The sequence below is a fragment of the Paenibacillus yonginensis genome (assembly GCF_001685395.1).
In the GTDB taxonomy this organism is placed as follows: Bacteria; Bacillota; Bacilli; order Paenibacillales; family Paenibacillaceae; genus Fontibacillus; species Fontibacillus yonginensis.
On sequence record NZ_CP014167.1, the window covers coordinates 2,874,213 to 2,890,008 of the forward strand.

At 51.3% G+C, this 15,796-nt stretch carries 14 protein-coding genes; 3 read left to right on the top strand and 11 right to left on the bottom strand.

Features of this window, described 5'->3' with window-relative positions; translation table 11 throughout:
* Positions 1-12: 12 nt before the first annotated feature.
* A complete protein-coding gene (locus AWM70_RS13020) occupies positions 13-798 on the bottom strand; it encodes an HAD family hydrolase (protein WP_068697045.1) in 786 nt (261 codons plus the stop codon).
* A 222-nt stretch (positions 799-1,020) separates the two neighbouring features.
* Between AWM70_RS13020 and AWM70_RS13025 the strand changes: the two genes are divergently transcribed.
* Together AWM70_RS13025 and AWM70_RS13030 are read left to right on the top strand one after the other, a co-directional pair.
* Complete coding sequence (locus tag AWM70_RS13025; RefSeq protein WP_068697055.1) at positions 1,021-2,073, top strand: acyltransferase family protein; 1,053 nt, start codon at positions 1,021-1,023, stop codon at positions 2,071-2,073.
* 85 nt (positions 2,074-2,158) lie between these two features.
* On the top strand, positions 2,159-2,419 hold the full coding sequence (locus AWM70_RS13030) for a KGG domain-containing protein (RefSeq protein WP_068697058.1): 261 nt from the start codon (positions 2,159-2,161) through the stop codon (positions 2,417-2,419).
* Between the two features lie 100 nt (positions 2,420-2,519).
* Here AWM70_RS13030 and AWM70_RS13035 read toward each other — a convergent pair whose 3' ends face one another.
* The gene (locus AWM70_RS13035) at positions 2,520-3,122 is read right to left on the bottom strand and encodes a hypothetical protein (RefSeq protein ID WP_068697061.1); all 603 of its coding nucleotides are present in this window, start codon (positions 3,120-3,122) and stop codon (positions 2,520-2,522) included.
* A 282-nt stretch (positions 3,123-3,404) separates the two neighbouring features.
* Between AWM70_RS13035 and ilvD the strand changes: the two genes are divergently transcribed.
* A complete protein-coding gene (gene ilvD, locus AWM70_RS13040) occupies positions 3,405-5,090 on the top strand; it encodes a dihydroxy-acid dehydratase (RefSeq protein WP_206093346.1) in 1,686 nt (561 codons plus the stop codon).
* 123 nt (positions 5,091-5,213) lie between these two features.
* Here the strand turns inward: ilvD and AWM70_RS13045 are convergent, their stop codons facing one another.
* The 9 genes from AWM70_RS13045 to ruvX form a co-directional block, all read right to left on the bottom strand.
* Positions 5,214-6,671: a polysaccharide deacetylase family protein gene (locus AWM70_RS13045; protein WP_068697063.1), complete on the bottom strand. Its 1,458-nt coding sequence runs from the start codon at positions 6,669-6,671 to the stop codon at positions 5,214-5,216.
* 126 nt (positions 6,672-6,797) lie between these two features.
* Positions 6,798-8,705: a peptidoglycan D,D-transpeptidase FtsI family protein gene (locus AWM70_RS13050; protein ID WP_068697066.1), complete on the bottom strand. Its 1,908-nt coding sequence runs from the start codon at positions 8,703-8,705 to the stop codon at positions 6,798-6,800.
* A gap of 156 nt (positions 8,706-8,861) precedes the next feature.
* The gene (locus AWM70_RS13055; protein ID WP_237167707.1) at positions 8,862-11,003 is read right to left on the bottom strand and encodes a methyl-accepting chemotaxis protein; all 2,142 of its coding nucleotides are present in this window, start codon (positions 11,001-11,003) and stop codon (positions 8,862-8,864) included.
* Positions 11,004-11,192: 189 nt separating this feature from the next.
* Positions 11,193-12,542, bottom strand: a complete 1,350-nt coding sequence (locus AWM70_RS13060) for a peptidase U32 family protein (protein ID WP_068697069.1) — start codon at positions 12,540-12,542, stop codon at positions 11,193-11,195.
* Between the two features lie 26 nt (positions 12,543-12,568).
* Positions 12,569-13,504, bottom strand: a complete 936-nt coding sequence (locus AWM70_RS13065; RefSeq protein ID WP_068697071.1) for a peptidase U32 family protein — start codon at positions 13,502-13,504, stop codon at positions 12,569-12,571.
* 20 nt (positions 13,505-13,524) lie between these two features.
* Positions 13,525-14,583, bottom strand: a complete 1,059-nt coding sequence (gene mltG, locus AWM70_RS13070; RefSeq protein WP_068697072.1) for an endolytic transglycosylase MltG — start codon at positions 14,581-14,583, stop codon at positions 13,525-13,527.
* A gap of 134 nt (positions 14,584-14,717) precedes the next feature.
* Positions 14,718-15,020, bottom strand: coding sequence for a DUF1292 domain-containing protein (locus tag AWM70_RS13075; RefSeq protein WP_068697073.1), 303 nt, complete (start codon positions 15,018-15,020; stop codon positions 14,718-14,720).
* Positions 15,020-15,325, bottom strand: a complete 306-nt coding sequence (locus AWM70_RS13080; protein WP_068700653.1) for a DUF1292 domain-containing protein — start codon at positions 15,323-15,325, stop codon at positions 15,020-15,022. The genes AWM70_RS13075 and AWM70_RS13080 overlap by 1 nt, the downstream gene beginning before the upstream one ends.
* Positions 15,326-15,337: 12 nt before the next feature.
* Positions 15,338-15,754, bottom strand: coding sequence for a Holliday junction resolvase RuvX (ruvX, locus tag AWM70_RS13085; protein WP_068697074.1), 417 nt, complete (start codon positions 15,752-15,754; stop codon positions 15,338-15,340).
* Positions 15,755-15,796: the final 42 nt, after the last annotated feature.

Consider the following 15,796-nt stretch of genomic DNA (forward strand, 5'->3'; position numbering starts at 1 on the left):
CTCTTCAACTCCTTAATTGGGATTAGCCGAACCAGCCGCTTGCAAATTTATAACGTCATAACTGCGGATCACAACATCCGCATCCAGCAAATAGCCAGCTTCGCCGCCAGGGCTGAATCCAATCGCGCCAGCTGCCCCGGAGGCTTTGGCCATCTGCATATCCCCGTTGCTGTCCCCGATGACCAGCACTTCCTCAGGGAGAAGCCCAAGCTCCGAGCAGGCCAGGTAGACCATGTCGGGTGCTGGTTTACCTTGAGCAACCCGGTCAGTTCCAATCACGGTACCAAAATAGTTTATCAACTTCATCCACCGCAAATGTTCCAAGGCTTCGGAAGTCTGGTCCGCCGTTACAACGCCAAGCGGGACCCCCAGCCTGCGGCAGCACTCCAGGAACTCCTTTAGCCCCGGCATCGGTTTGGCGTTCCGCTCGTTTCTGACCTTCTGCATCGCTTCGGCAAGCAGTTCCCTCACCTGCCGGAGCGCATCGTTCCAGGGAACGCCGGCCGTATACAGCTGCCAGGTCAATACGCCGACCGTCTGCTCTTCGGTCGCCATAGCGACCGGTCCTGTAGGGTCATATCCCGCCACCCTTCCTTCATCGTCCAGAGTCAGGCCAAGCAGCTTCAGAGGATCGGCCAGAAGCTCTGCTCCGGCGTCTTCCATCCGTTTGACCAGCAGCCCGGTTACTTCCAGCGCCCAAGCGCCCCATAGACTTAGGAAATCAAGCAAGGTGCCGTCCTTGTCGAACAGGATGCCTTTAAAAGGAATAGCCTTGCCGTTAATAGTACAGGTAAACATCCGCCTCCCCCTCGCTTTCTTTCCTTTATTGTACCTTTCCTATTTTTCACAATTCAACAGTTCGTCATATTTAGCGGAGCGGATAACGCTTTCAATAGTGATTTTCGTCACAGGTCAAGGCTTCCTATTCCCTTACGCTGTAGCTGTAAGGAGAAAGCTTAAAATTAAAGCAATCCCGGCAAAAAAATCGTAATTTGTTTTACAAAAAGGAGCCGCCTGATCATGAACAACGCAACAAAAGTTTGGCGTGAGGAAAGCTATTTTCTAAACCTGCGTTTTCTGCTGATCGTATGCGTATTTGTCGGCAATGCCATTGAACCGCTGATTACGCGAATGCCCGGCCTGCACGCCGTTTATGTTTGGATTTTTACTTTTCATATGCCTTTGTTCGTATTCGTGACCGGTTATTTTGCCAAATCGAATTTGAGAGGCCGCGCCGGAACAAAAGTGCTGGCTCAAATCGCACTGCAATATTTGATTTTTCAAAGCCTATATTCCGCTCTCGATATAACGGTTTTTAAAGTGGACGGTATCCACCATTCTTTTTTCGCCCCTTATCTGCTGCTTTGGTTCCTCGCCAGCCACTGGCTGTGGCGGGCTGCCGCATTAACCATGAGCAGCTGGTCCCGCCGGGCTCAGCTCGGGGTATCGCTCATCCTTGGGATTGCCGTTGGCTACCTCGTTATAGACGGCACCTGGTTCAGCCTATCGAGGACTTTCGTCTACCTGCCGTTTTTCCTGGCAGGCTACCATTTTCGGCCCGAATATATTGTAAAGTTCTTCACGCCAGGCATCCGGGCTGCCGCCTGTTCCGTTTCGCTGCTGCTGCTCGCTGCGGCTTACCTTTGGGGCCATCTTCTGCTCTTAGGCTGGCTGTACGGCAGCATGACTTACAGCCAGCTGGGCGCTTATACCTGGTATGCCGGACTAGGCCGTTTGGGCCTGTATGCTCTACAGCTTTGCGCTTCTGCGGCATTTCTCTCCTTTGTGCCGCTCTACGCCTGCCGGATAACCGAGCTTGGCCGCAGAACGCTGTACGTCTTCCTGCTTCATGGGCTGATCGTCCGATTCGCAGCCGCTTCTCCCCTTTATGCTTACCTTGACAACCTGGGAGGAACGTTAGCCATTATTGCGGCGGCTGTCCTATTGACCATACTGCTCTGTCAGTCCTGGGTCAGAACAGCCGTCTCCCCGATTATAGAACCACAGGTGGAATGGTTGTTCAGCAGGGTCCGAAAGCCCCGGCCAGCACCGGGAATTCGAATTTTCAAATAAGCGGTTTAAGATGATTCAACCTAGCGACCCGTGGTATATAACAGTACGCGCATTAAAAACCATTACTTGTCAAGGAGTGATTTTTATGGCACGTACCAAAGGAAAAATGAGCCGTGAAGAAGCAGGTCGTCTGGGTGGACAAGCTACCGCCAAAAACCATGGCAAAGAGTTTTACCAGGAGATTGGCTCCAAAGGCGGACTGGCTACCTCCAAATCCCATGACCGCGAGTTTTACCAGGAAATTGGGCAAAAAGGCGGCTCTGCCACAGCCGAATCTCACAACAAGGAGTTCTACCGGGAAATTGGCCGCAAGGGCGGACAGTCCCGCGGGAACAATAACGAATGACACCCTGCCCCCGGTTCGTCTTCATGAAACGGAAAGAACCGACAAAAAAGCCACGGCATCCCGCCCGCGGCTTTTTTGTCGTCCGTATCGTTGTCTGGTCTTATCCATTCAGTTTGATGGGTTCCTGCAGCACCTGCAGTTCCACCGGTCTTTGAAAGACTGGCTCAAACGGCACCAGCAGCAAATCCAGTCCTGCAAGTTCGTCGGGCAGCGGCGGCTCGATCAGGAAAGTCATTGCTGCTTCGCCTGATGGGCTTTGGCCCCCGCTTCCTCTCCGCACGGTATATTCTGCTTCTCCGCCTGCAATATCCAGGTTCAAGTTCAAATTAAGACTGACATTATCATCCAGCTCCCCCTCATAGTTGACTTTCAGATGAAGTTCGCTCCAATTCGCATATTGCATCATATGGGTCATATGAAAGCGAAAGTTTCCGTTATCCGTTTGTTTCATAAGCGGAACGACTGTGCGCAGTTCACCGCTGAAATTCGAGTAGGTCCGCCGCTGGGGAGGGCGGTTCATCGCACGCACCAGCTCGTAAATTTTGATTTCGCTTAAATTCCATTTCTCCGCCCAAATCCGGACCTGCTCCTCAGAAGGCATAAAGCTTCCTTTCGGCGGCATACTTCTCCGCTGGTGGACAAGTGCCAAAATCTGTTCGTCGATTTCTCTGATTTCTTCATTATAGGGTTCCGATGAACCCATCAATAGACTCCAGCCTGACAAACGAGAACACCTCCCATACTTGTACTTATAGTAATATCACTCTCTCTAATTGGAATTCACCAGAAACTGGATAATCCCTTCTGCAACACCGATCTTCGTTTACCTTTCTTTTTATATATCTGTTTTTACATGCCCACAGCTCACTTTAGATGGTAGAAAAGCCAATAAGGTTGTGATAGACTGTATAAAAAGCTTTAGCGGTTTACATTTCTAAATTTCTATTCATTATCTCATATCTATATCCGGGGGGAGAAAGCCATCATGGGAGCTAATAAAATGCGTTCAGACATGATCAAAAAAGGTTTCGACCGCGCACCGCACCGCAGCTTGCTGCGTGCTGCCGGCGTTAAAGAAGAGGATTTCGGCAAACCGTTTATCGCGGTCTGCAATTCCTATATCGACATCGTTCCAGGTCATGTGCATCTGCAGGAATTCGGCAAAATCGTTAAGGAAGCGATCCGCGAAGCGGGCGGCGTTCCTTTCGAATTTAATACGATCGGCGTTGACGACGGAATTGCCATGGGCCATATCGGCATGCGTTATTCCCTGCCGAGCCGCGAAATCATTGCCGACTCGCTGGAAACGGTTGTATCCGCACACTGGTTTGACGGCATGGTCTGCATTCCGAACTGCGACAAAATCACGCCGGGCATGCTGATGGGCGCCCTGCGCGTCAACATTCCGACAATCTTTGTCAGCGGCGGTCCAATGAAAGCCGGCGTAGACAGCAAAGGCAACCGCTTGTCCCTTACCTCCGTATTTGAAGGCGTCGGCGCCTATCAGGCCGGCAAGATTGACGACAAGGATCTGCTTGAGCTTGAGCAATACGGCTGTCCAACTTGCGGCTCCTGTTCGGGCATGTTCACGGCAAACTCCATGAACTGTCTGGCTGAAGCTTTGGGTCTGGCTCTTCCTGGCAATGGCACCATTCTCGCTGTCGCTGAAGAACGCCGCGATTTCGTTAGAAAATCCGCTAAACAACTGATGGAACTGGTTAAAATGGACCTTAAACCTCGTGATATTGTGACCAAAGAATCCATCGACAACGCTTTTGCTTTGGATATGGCAATGGGCGGCTCCACCAATACCGTCCTGCACACTTTGGCGCTGGCACAGGAAGCCGGAATCGACTATCCGCTGGAGCGCATTAATGAAGTTGCCAACCGGGTCCCTCATATCAGCAAACTGGCTCCTGCCTCCAACTATTTCATTGAGGACGTGGACCGGGCCGGCGGCGTAAGCGCCGTAATCAACGAGCTGCTCAAGAAACCGGATGCCATTCACGGCGACTGCATGACCGTTACCGGCAAAACGCTGCGCGAGAATGTAGAAGGCGTCGAAATCCGTGATCATGAAGTCATTCATTCCATCGATAACCCTTATTCGGAAAAAGGCGGTTTGGCTATCCTTTATGGCAACCTCGCTCCTGAAGGTTCCGTTATCAAGGTCGGAGCCGTGGATCCGTCGGTTGGCGGTTATCACAAAGGACCTGCCATCTGCTTCGACTCCCAGGAGGAAGCGCTGGAAGGCATCGCGAACGGTAAAGTCAAAGAAGGCGACGTTGTCGTTATCCGCTATGAAGGTCCTAAAGGTGGACCAGGCATGCCAGAAATGCTGGCTCCTACGTCGCAAATTGTCGGCATGGGCCTGGGAGCCAAAGTCGGCCTGATTACAGACGGCCGGTTCTCCGGTGCATCGCGCGGCATCAGCATCGGTCACATCTCTCCGGAAGCGGCTGAAGGCGGACCGATTGCTTTTGTAGAGAATGGAGACATCATTGAGCTTGACCTTAACAACCGCAAGATCGAGCTCCATATCAGCGAAGAAGAGTTTGCCAAACGCCGCGCCAACTGGAAAGGTTTTGAACCCAAAGTCAAAACCGGTTACTTGGCCCGCTATTCCAAGCTGGTTACCAATGCCAGCTCCGGCGGCGTTATGAAGATCTGATTCAAGCCAACATCCTACTTGCATGCCAGATATAAAGAAAGAGGACCCGTCCGGGTCCTCTTTTCTTATAGATAAATAACAAATTCTACACTTTTCCATGTACATAAATAAGTTCTTGTCACCTTAAACGGGAACGCCTGCATTCAGCTCTGCCGTTTCTTCACTGCTTTTGTCTTCCGTTTGCCGTTCCTTGCTGAGCTGCACAGAAGCAGCAGCCGGCTTTGAAGCGGGGACTGGTTCCTCCCCGGCAAAACGGCTAATCAAATTCTCCGTCGGAATAACCAAAATCTTCGGAACCATCTGTTCCTGATGGGCTTTGATCCGTTCGCGGCCATTTGGATGAATAACGCTCATCAACAATTTCAAATAGAAGGTCGTCGAGGTGGCAAACAACCCTTTCGGCAGATCGGTAATGGTGAATCCAAACTGCTCCGGCCCGCGGTTTATCATCGTAATGCCGTACAAAGCTTTGACCTCCCGAAGCTCAGGGTGTTTCTGAATATATCTGGCCAGATCAGGCAGCGCCTTCTCGGTGGTCCGTACCAGCTGAATGGCCAAATGAACAGCAGACTTGGCCTTGGAACCAAGCTGGAACAGCTTTTTGTTGTCAAAATGAAGCTCCAGCACCGGATCACCTTTGGCCAGCGTGCCTCCGCCTTCCAGTTCGATCGGGGCGCCCGAATATTTAATTTTGCGGAAATGAAACATTGGGTCTTCATTATCCGTTGTTTGTAAGTGAAACATCACATGGAACAGCTTCTCCCACAGAAGCCACAGACTGACTATAAAACGTTTATACCATGGCAGCACCGGATTGCCTCCTTTTCCCACGCCAAGCTTTTTGCTTGCTTCGCTCAAAGAATCATTTTTGGCCTGAGCGGTATGCTGAATCATATCCTGAATGGTAATACTGCGGATGCCGCGGCGCTGCGCCTCATCCAGCACCCGTTCCAGCGCCGTGAGCATTTCCTGAGGCGCAGTGGGGTTCGCGCCAAAGGTGCCTCCGCAATCGTGAAGCAAAAAAACTTCGCCGCCGCGAAGCTTCTTCAGCATCTTTTCTGTCAGCCGATCTGCTCCTACATTGACACGCCAATCCCGGAAAATAGCCGACCACAGCACTAACTGATAATCATTGCGCTGCTTCGTGTAGTCAAACAGGTTGACAATTCCCCATGGCGGTCTGTAATAATGGGCATCCTGTCCGGTTGCCTCTTTAATGACCTTGGCGGTCATGGCGATGTGTTTGGTCACTGTCTTGGGCCGCATAAGCCAATTGGTCTTATGCTTGTAATTATGGATGCCCAGCAAATGGCCTTCCTCGTGAACCCTTTGAATCAGCTCAGGGTGTTTCTCGGCGCTCGAACCCACCACAAAAAAGGTGGCTTTGGCGTCATATCGTTTTAGCAGTTCAAGCAGCTGAGGTGTGTACACCGGATCCGGTCCATCATCAAACGTCAAAGCAATTTCGTTCTCCGCGATGCCCTTTTTGAACACCCGGAATCCGAATAAACGGCTGATTAGTCCTGGAATAAAGGCGTATAGCGAGAAAATGTAAAATAAACCCAGCAGCAAAGTCTCCATGTGAATTCCCCATTTCTCTCTATTTCAATTGACTTTTGCTTGCCCAAATCATAAATCTGTTTGAACATCTTCTCTATCTTATCATAAAAACTCCGATTTTAGGCCTCTTTTTTCAGTCCCCTTCCTTCATCTTCTGTCAACAGCCGCAAGTGTATTCATAACCTCCCCAAACAATTCCGTAGCGAGATGGGTCGATCCTGGTTTCCGGCTCTGCACCAGCACAGCAGCCGCATACTTGGGCGAATCGTAAGGGCCAAAGCCGATGAACCATTGGTCATTGAGCGCTTTCCCGTTTCTGACGACCTGAGCGGTTCCCGATTTCCCTGCAAGCTTCCAATCCGCATGGTCCAGCTTGCGTCCGGTACCATCCGTAACCACGCTTCGCATCCATTTCAGAAGGGTCCGTGCAGTCCGCGGGGAAATTTGGCCTGAGGCGGACGGCGATTGATGCGGTTCAAAGCGTACCATATCCGTTCCGCTCGCATAGCTGATCGCGCTGACCAGACGAGGCGCCTGAACAGCTCCGCCATGCAGCAGCGTCACGATCAGATTGGCCGCCTGCAACGGACTGAGCCGAACGCTTCTCTGGCCGATAGCGGTCTGGGCGCGTACCCCGCCATCCTCCGGATGAGGTTCGCTGCCAAACACGGTTCCTGCTTCTTCCTGGTCCATTTGGCGCAGCGGCTGGCCATCTATAAACGTTTGTTCCTCCCAACCGATCGTTCTGCCGATTCCGAGCGCATCAGCCGTCCGCTGAAGCATAAAGGGGCTTAATCGTTCCCCAAGAGTTCCAAACACGACATTGCAGGATTCGGCAAAACCTCTGGCTAACGTAATATCTCCGTGTCCGGATTTTTTGGAGCAGGACAAACCATATTTTCCATAGCTGCCCTGACACAAAAAATGCTCCTCCGGCCGCGAAAGCCCTGCTTCAAGCGCTGCCGCTGCCGTCACCGTTTTGAAAATCGAACCCGGCACAGCCTCCTTCACCGCCCTGTTGCTCCAGCTTGTTGTTTGCTGCGGGTCCACCTGATTCGGATTATAAAAAGGCAAAGAAATCATCGCTTTCACATCGCCGCTTGCCGCATCAAGCACAACGACCGCTCCTTCTTTTACCCCTTTTTGGACTGCAAGACGCTCCAGCTGATTCTGAAGGTTTAGATCAATCGTCGTCCGGATGGTAAGCGGATAATACGGATTGTCCGCTCCATGGACCCGCAGCGCCTTTCGGGACAGCGGATGACGCCCTCCATCCATCAGATAAGTGATGTCTGTCGGCCCCTCTCCCCGCAGCAGCCGGTCAAAGCTCTTCTCCAGTCCCGCGGCCCCTAATTTGGCCGAGATCGGCAGCTCTGCCCCCCTAGTGGTTTTGATTTTATTTCCTTGATTCATGCGATTCATAGCCGTGACAACCTCAGGCTGCTGAGCTACAAAACCCAGCCACTGCTTGCCGGAAGCCTGATCGGCATACCGCTGCAGAACCGGTAGCGCTTTGACCCAGGCTATGTCCAGCTTCTCCAGCTCGGCGGCTTGCTCAGCAGTAAGGCTGAACGGGATATTTGAACTCCCGTTCCTCCGGCTCCCGCTCTTCTTCGTCCAGTAAGCCGGCTGCTGCAGGCGGCTCCGGACGGTCTCCAGCTTCTCAGGAGTTGTATCCAGCAGCTTAGCCAGCATAAGAAGCTTCTGCTCCTGAGAAGTTGCCTCGTCTTCTGCCGGCTTTCCAGCCTTCAAGAAAGTCTCTCTAGACCCTCGGTCCATGCTTGCACGTACCGGAAAGAGAACCGGCGCCAGCACCACTTCATTCGTAAGGGGTTGTCCGGAGGCATCCACGAATCGACCGCGGCCCGGGTCCAGCTCCATCCGGGTTCCGCGCTGCAGGACGGCCATTTCGGATGTATCCCGGCCATGAGCCGTAGCTGCTTTCGGTACGCCGTCCAAGAGCTGCAGCCAGGCCAAACGAATCAGAATCAGGAGAATGGCGGCTGTTACACCCAGAAGTGCGGCAAATATTCGTTTCTTCATCTTCAGATTCATCACGAAACACCTCCTTTAGGGAAAGTATTTCCTGAATGCCCTAATCTCACACCCTGCCGGTTCGCGCTCGAAAGAAATAAAAAAAAGCTGTCCCTAAACGCATGAAGCACATTAGGGACAGCCATTCATTTATAAGTTTTGCTGCTTCCGGCTAAATTAAACCTTAAACCGGGAAAGCGATTCTTTCAGCTTGTCCGATACCTGCTCCAGTTGGCCGGAAAGCTGGACGAGCTGATCGCCAACCATCTGCTGTTCACTGGACAAGGAGGCGACCTCTTCGGAGGTTGCCGAAGATTCCTCGGCCACTGCGCTGACATTTGTCATCGCCTCGGACAAGATATGCTGAGACTGGCTCAATCCTTCTATGGATTTAGTTACGCCATCCAGCTTCGTCACGAAATCCTCCATCTGCTCCTGCACCGAAACAAAAATTTCTCTCGTTTCGTTCACGGACACAATTTGCTGCTCAAACATCGGGTTGACTTCCTCCAGCGCTTTAATCGTTTCGTTCATTTCCTGCTGGATTTCATCGGTAATTTGTCCAACCATCGTAATCGATTGTCGGGATTGCTCGGCGAGCTGACGAATTTCATCCGCTACGACCATGAAACCACGTCCGGCAGCCCCTGCCCGAGCTGCTTCAATCGTTGCGTTCAAGGACAAAATATTGGTTTGCTGCGTAATATTCTGCATGACTTCCAGCACCTTGCGGACCGAAGCCGTGCTTGCATGCAGGGAATTAACGCGCTCGCCCAAGGCCCGGGTCATCTCGCCGGTCGCATTGGTTTTTTCCGTTAAGCCCTGGAGATATTTCGTTCCCAGCTCACTGGCGCTTTCTACCTCACGGGCCGATTCCTGCATGTCCCGGTTGGAAGCAATCACCACCGAGACCTGATTGCCAATATTCTCCGTAAGGTCGCTGCCGCGTTCCGCTTCCACAGCCAGGCTGCTTGCTCCCTTGGCGATCTCTTCGGTTGCCACCGCAATTTCACGTGCGGAAATGGCCGTTTTCCTGGAAGCCTCGGCAAGTTCGGAAGCGGTGCCGAGCACCTCAACCGCTGAGGAGTTGGCATGTGTAACGAGGGTTGTGATCTGCTCCATCATCTGGTTAAAGCTGGCGGACAGCTGACCGATTTCATCGCGTCCCGTATGCTTCATCCGGACATTTAACTCACCGTTCGCGCCTTGCTGCATCAAACGGTTCATGACCGAAAGCGGGCGTCCAATCATACGGACCATCCAAACCCCGATCAGAATAGCAATCAAAGCTACCACAACCGCAGCAATAAAGGTTGTGACCAAGATGCTCTTGGCATCGGCAACCAGGTTCTTGATCGGCACAATTCCCGCCAGCTTCCAGCCGGAGGCGCTAACTGTATTAAATACAGCCAGAACATCATGACCGTCTGCATCCTTGGTTGTCATACTGTCCGTCGCTTTTGTGCTTTTGGTCACTGCTTCAAGAGCTGTCGCTTTCTCGGTGGACTGGCCCTGGTTGGTTGCGACGATCTGACCTTTGCCGTCTACGAGCTCCAATCTGGAGCCCTCTCCAAGCGAAACCTTTGCCAGTTCATCATTTAAGGTCGCCAAATCGATATCCAGCGCAATGATAAAGCGTGAAGAGCCGGTTAACGTTTTGAGTGACTGCACATAACGGAAGACATTGTTCGTGCCGTCCGGAACCGCCTGCCAGGTCGAAGACGACCCCCCGGCTAAGCTGTCAAACCAAGCTTGGCTTTTGATATTCGATGTCAGGGCCACGTCTGCATTCCCTGCCGTGATAGGCGTAAAGCTTTCATCTACCGGGAATAAATACAAAGCTCGGGCGCCGCTCAGCGAGTAGGTAAAGGTACTCATTCTCGAACCGATTTCTTTAATCAGCGTGAACTGGTCATAGTTCGAAAGCTCTTTGGCTCCCAGTCCAGTCAAATCATCCTGCAGCTGTTTGTCGAAGAACACCTGCTGAATCCCTTCCTGATATTGCTTAAAGATGATGTCGAGTTTCTCGGAGGTTTGGATTACGGTCTGATGATTGGCCGTCTTTGCATTTTTCTGCACAATCGTCTTGGCTGTCTGATAAGACAACATGCCCAGAGAGAGGACAAAAATCATGATCGCTACAAAGAAGATGAGAAACAGACGTACGCCAACAGATTTGGAAGGGTCCAGATGACTTATTTTTAAACCTTTAGAGTATGTAACCGATTTCTTAATCACGTTCTGAAAAACTGGTTTGGATTGCTTCTGAGTTTCTTGCTGCTTGGTTTCCCCTCCTTTATCCTTTTCCTTTCGTTGCAACTTTGGAAATTTGGCCATCATGTTCACCCGTTCCTTCTGAATATTTTCGTTCTAATTAGTATTTCGGCATCAAGACCAATTTCTTAAGAGTTTTGTAAAATATCGTTCATTTTCTTCTAATTTTTTTGTAAAATACGACAAAAAACCCTCTGTCTCCTCGACAAAGGGTTGCAATTTGGGACATTTTATCTATTTCTTTTTTCTCATCATGTCGAAATATTGAACGGGTTGGTCCACTTTAAATTTGACCAGCTGCAGCGGATGGCGGGCCGCGTCGATTTCATTGCCGCTTTCATCCCACAGCGTTCCTACGGTCTGCTTAAAGAAGGTATCTCCCGGTCCAAAAAATTCAACCTCCTGGCCCGGCTTGAAGTGATTGCGCTGCTGGATAGTGGCTATACCAGTCGCCGCATCATAATCCATGACCAGTCCGGCAAAGTCATAAGGCGCAGCTTTTTCCTCTGGTTCGTAAATGTGATCTTCGTGATCCGGCGTATCATAAAAGAATCCCGTATTCAGCGGACGATTGGCCGCTTTATTGATTTCCTCCACCCATTCCGGTTTCAGCACATAATTCTCCGGATCGGCCATATAAGCGTCAATTGCTCTACGATAAGCATTTACTACCGTGGCTACGTAATGAATAGACTTCATCCGGCCTTCGATTTTAAAGCTGTCCACGCCAACATCGATCAAATCCGGAATATTCCCGATCATGCACAAATCCTTGGATCCCATGGTGAACGCATTGTCTTCTTCCGCAAACAGCGGAATCTGGGTCGTTCCCAGCTTAAACTGCTGCAGAACGCGGTCCTCGGCGGCCTCTTCCTCGGAAATCCACGTCTGCTCGCGGGCATCCTCAAACAGGTCGTATTTCCAGCGGCAGGACTGGCAGCAGCCCCCACGGTTGGAGTCGCGGTCCGTAAAATGGTTGGACAATACGCAGCGCCCGGAGTAGGAGGAACACATCGCCCCGTGAATGAAAGCTTCAATTTCAATATCGACGTGTTTCTTGATTTCGGCGATTTCCTCCAGGCTCGCTTCACGTCCCAATACAACACGCGGCAAACCTTCTTCTTTCCAGTATTGGACGGCCTGCCAATTAATCGTAGACTGCTGGGTGCTCAAATGAACCTCCAGACCGGGAACCAAGCGTCTCGCCGTATCGACGATAATCGGATCAGCTACAATAATGGCGGAGATGCCGACCTCGTACAAATTGCGCAAATAGGCTTCAATACCTTCAAGGTCTTCATTATGAGCGTAAATGTTGGTAGCCACAAACACTTTAGCGCCGTACTTCTTAGCAAACTCCACGCCTTCGCGCATTTCTTCGAAGCTGAAGTTGTCCGCGTTGGAGCGCAGACCGTAATGCTGGCCTCCGATGTATACCGCATCCGCTCCGTAATGGATCGCGAATTTCAGCTTCTCCAGGTTACCGGCCGGGGCCAGCAGCTCCGGTTTGTCGAGCCGGTATCTTTTTCCTTTAAATTTGGGCTTGTGCTGCTCTTTGGGTTTCTGCTGTTCGATAGTTGACATAAAGATTCACCTCTCTCTTGATGTATTTAATAGACCTGCTCTTTATAATAAAATCCGAACGACAATTCCCGTTCCGGGTCCTGCAGACGGCGAATCTCCTCCATCCAGCTCTCCTGGAATGCGTAAGAGGAAGGATCCTCGGCAAATAAATCAATAGCCTGGCGGTAAGCGCGAATAACCGCTGCGGTATAAGCTGCCGGCTTGAGCAGCGACTCTATTTTGAAGCTGTGCACGCCCGCCTCCAGCAGCACATGCAGATCCTCCAGAATACAAATATCGTCCGAGCTCATAATATGGGTGCCGTTGACATCCTCGAAAATCGGGTATTTCTCGTCCTGGCGTTCCGCTTCAATCAGGAACAATCCCCGCTCCTTGCCCAGACTGCCGCCCTCGACCGGCCGGCCCTGATGAGCCATGTAACTCGCAACTAGCGAGCGTTTGGAATGATAAATATTCGTCATCCCGTGCACCTGCACCTCAGCTTCGACCTGAAGATGCGGAATCATGCCGGTAATTTCGTCCATATTTAATTCACGGGCCAGAACAACGCGGGAAGCCCCTTTGCTTCCCCAATAATTGGCGGTCGCATAGTTGGTTGAAGTCATTTCCGCGTTCCAGTGCAGGGCCAGCTGCGGGGCAGATTTCTTGGCGGCCCGCAGGACCGCCGGATCCCCGAATTGAACGGCATCTACGCCCGCCTGCTGCAGTTCCTGGAGATAAGGCTCCAGTCCGTCCAGCAAATCGTTGCTGATCAGATTATTTAGGCTTACATACACTTTGGCTCCCCGGCCGTGTGCAATCTCGGCGATTTGCCGGATATCGTCCACGCTGCATTCGCCCGGCAGCCGCATGCCGTATTTATCCTCTCCCACCAAGACTGCACTGGCACCGGCTTCCATAAACTTGACGGCTTCTTCTATCGAACCGGCCGGCACCAGAAGTTCCGGTTTTCCCTCTTTCATTGCTTCTCACACCTCTATACTTATTTGGCCGAAGCCTGACTTTTCTTGATATTTGCCAAATGCTCCTGATAGGTAGCTGCAAATAGATGCTCTTGACTGCCATCCTTTTTGGTCACGTAAAACAAATAATTCGAATGTTCCGGCTCCAGCGCTGCTTCTATCGACTTCAAACTAGGAGCCGCAATCGGTCCAGGAGGAAGACCTTCATAAAGATAAGAATTATATGGACTGTCCACTTTGCGAAGATCCGAATTCAGCAGCCTTTCCTTCGGTTTGCCAAGCAAATACTGAACCGTGGCGTCAATCTCCAGCTTCATATCGGCTTTGAGCCTGTTGTAGATAACACCGGCTACCAGCGGCCGCTCCTTATCCACCACAACCTCCCGCTCCACCAGGGAAGCGATCGTCATGATCTGATTCAGCGAATAACCGCTTGCGGCAAGCTTGGCCTCGAAATCCGGAATCTGGTCCAGCTTGGCCGAAGTCTCCTCAAGCATCCGCTGGATCATGTCCGCTTCCGTGCTGCCTTTCTTCAGCTCATAGGTTTCAGGGAACAGATACCCTTCCAGTCTGTACATCAATTTGGCATCAGCCGGAATTTCGCTGAGCAGCGGACTTTCAATGTTCCCGGCTGCCGGATCTTTAGTCAGCTTCAAGAACGTTTCGGCGTTTGCCAGCCCTTCCTCCTGCAGCTTGTCCGCCATCTGCTTGACCGTAAATCCTTCCGGAATCGTAAAACGAATCATTTCTTCCGGGACAACGTCACCTTTATTCAGCTTCTCAATAATTTGATCGGCCGTAACGCCAGGCTGCATTTCATAGGTGCCGGCTTGAAAGCGGCTGCCCTCGGACTTATATTTCAAAGAAAGCTTAAACAGAAGACTGTTGCGGATAAGACCCTTCTCTTGCAGCAAATCGGCAATGGCTTCCGTACCCGTTCCCGGTTCAATGGTAAACCGGACAAGCTGATCCGATTTGGCAGGAGGCTGAAGCCCCCAGTACACGTAGGCTCCCGCTCCACCCGCAGCTATAATTAAAACCAAAACCACGGCCAAAACAAGACGTATTCCCTTCTTCACCAAGTCAGCTCCTTTACAGCCAAAAAGAGCGGAAGCTCCGCCCTTCTTGGGTTACATGCTATATACCTCAGACATTCAAACAAACAAGTCCCCGCAGGCTGCAGCGGGTGGGGCCTTGCTCCTTCCTGCAGCCGCTATTCAGGAAAAGTCAATTCGTCGTACAGCTCGGAAACTTCTTCCCATTCATCGTCATCGTCGATCGTTTCCAGGGACAATTCCCCGTCCGCACCGGCGACCACTTTCAGAATTTCCGGCTCATCGGACTTGGACGATCCATCCGGCCGCAGAACGACATAGGAATGGCCGGCCACTTCAAATTCTTTCTCCACCTGATAATAAGTGGATTTGCCTTGTTCATCCTGAAGCTCCACCACAGGTCCAAAAGCTTCCTGGATGCGGCTGGTCCATACTACATTCTCACGGTTATAAGCCGTCATTAATCTTCGTCACCGCCGAATTCATCCATCAGCGTGTTGAAGGTCTCCTCTACGATTTCCCATTCTTCATCGCTGTCGATGGTATACAATTTCAGGTCATCCCCATCTTCCTCGTAACGGAAAGCATAAACTTCTTCTTCGCTTTCTTCGTCATCGGATTCCAAAGGAACCACCATCATATATTTAGCGTCGGATCCATCAACCTCAAATTTCATGATGACTTCGAACTCTTCTTCATTGCCTTCGTCATCAGGAATATAAATAATTTCCGGTTCTTCTTCGTTGCCGATGATTTGGTTTGCCATCATTCATCACCCTCACCTTATAGTCTTTGAGTCCAAATAATTCTGCAAAATTAGCGTCGCAGCCATTTTATCCACGACCTGTTTGCGTTTGCCCCGGCTCACATCCGCTTCCAGCAGCGTCCGATGTGCTGAAACCGTCGTAAGCCTTTCATCCCAAAGGTGAACAGGCAATTCCAATTGACCACGCAGTTTATCGGCGAACGCCATACAAATCTCGCCCCGGGGTCCGATCGTGCCATTCATGTTCTTAGGCAGTCCTACCACGATCTCTTCGATCTCATACTGCTTAACCAGCTCGGCAATTTTGGCAAGTTCCCCTTCATCTCGGCGTTTCTCCAGCGTATCAATGCCCTGAGCCGTCCAGCCCAGTTCATCGCTGACGGCAACGCCGATTCGGCGATCCCCATAGTCGAGCCCTAATATTCTCATCCTACAACTCCTGTCAAAAAGATGGCTGCCCGCCTCGCGGGA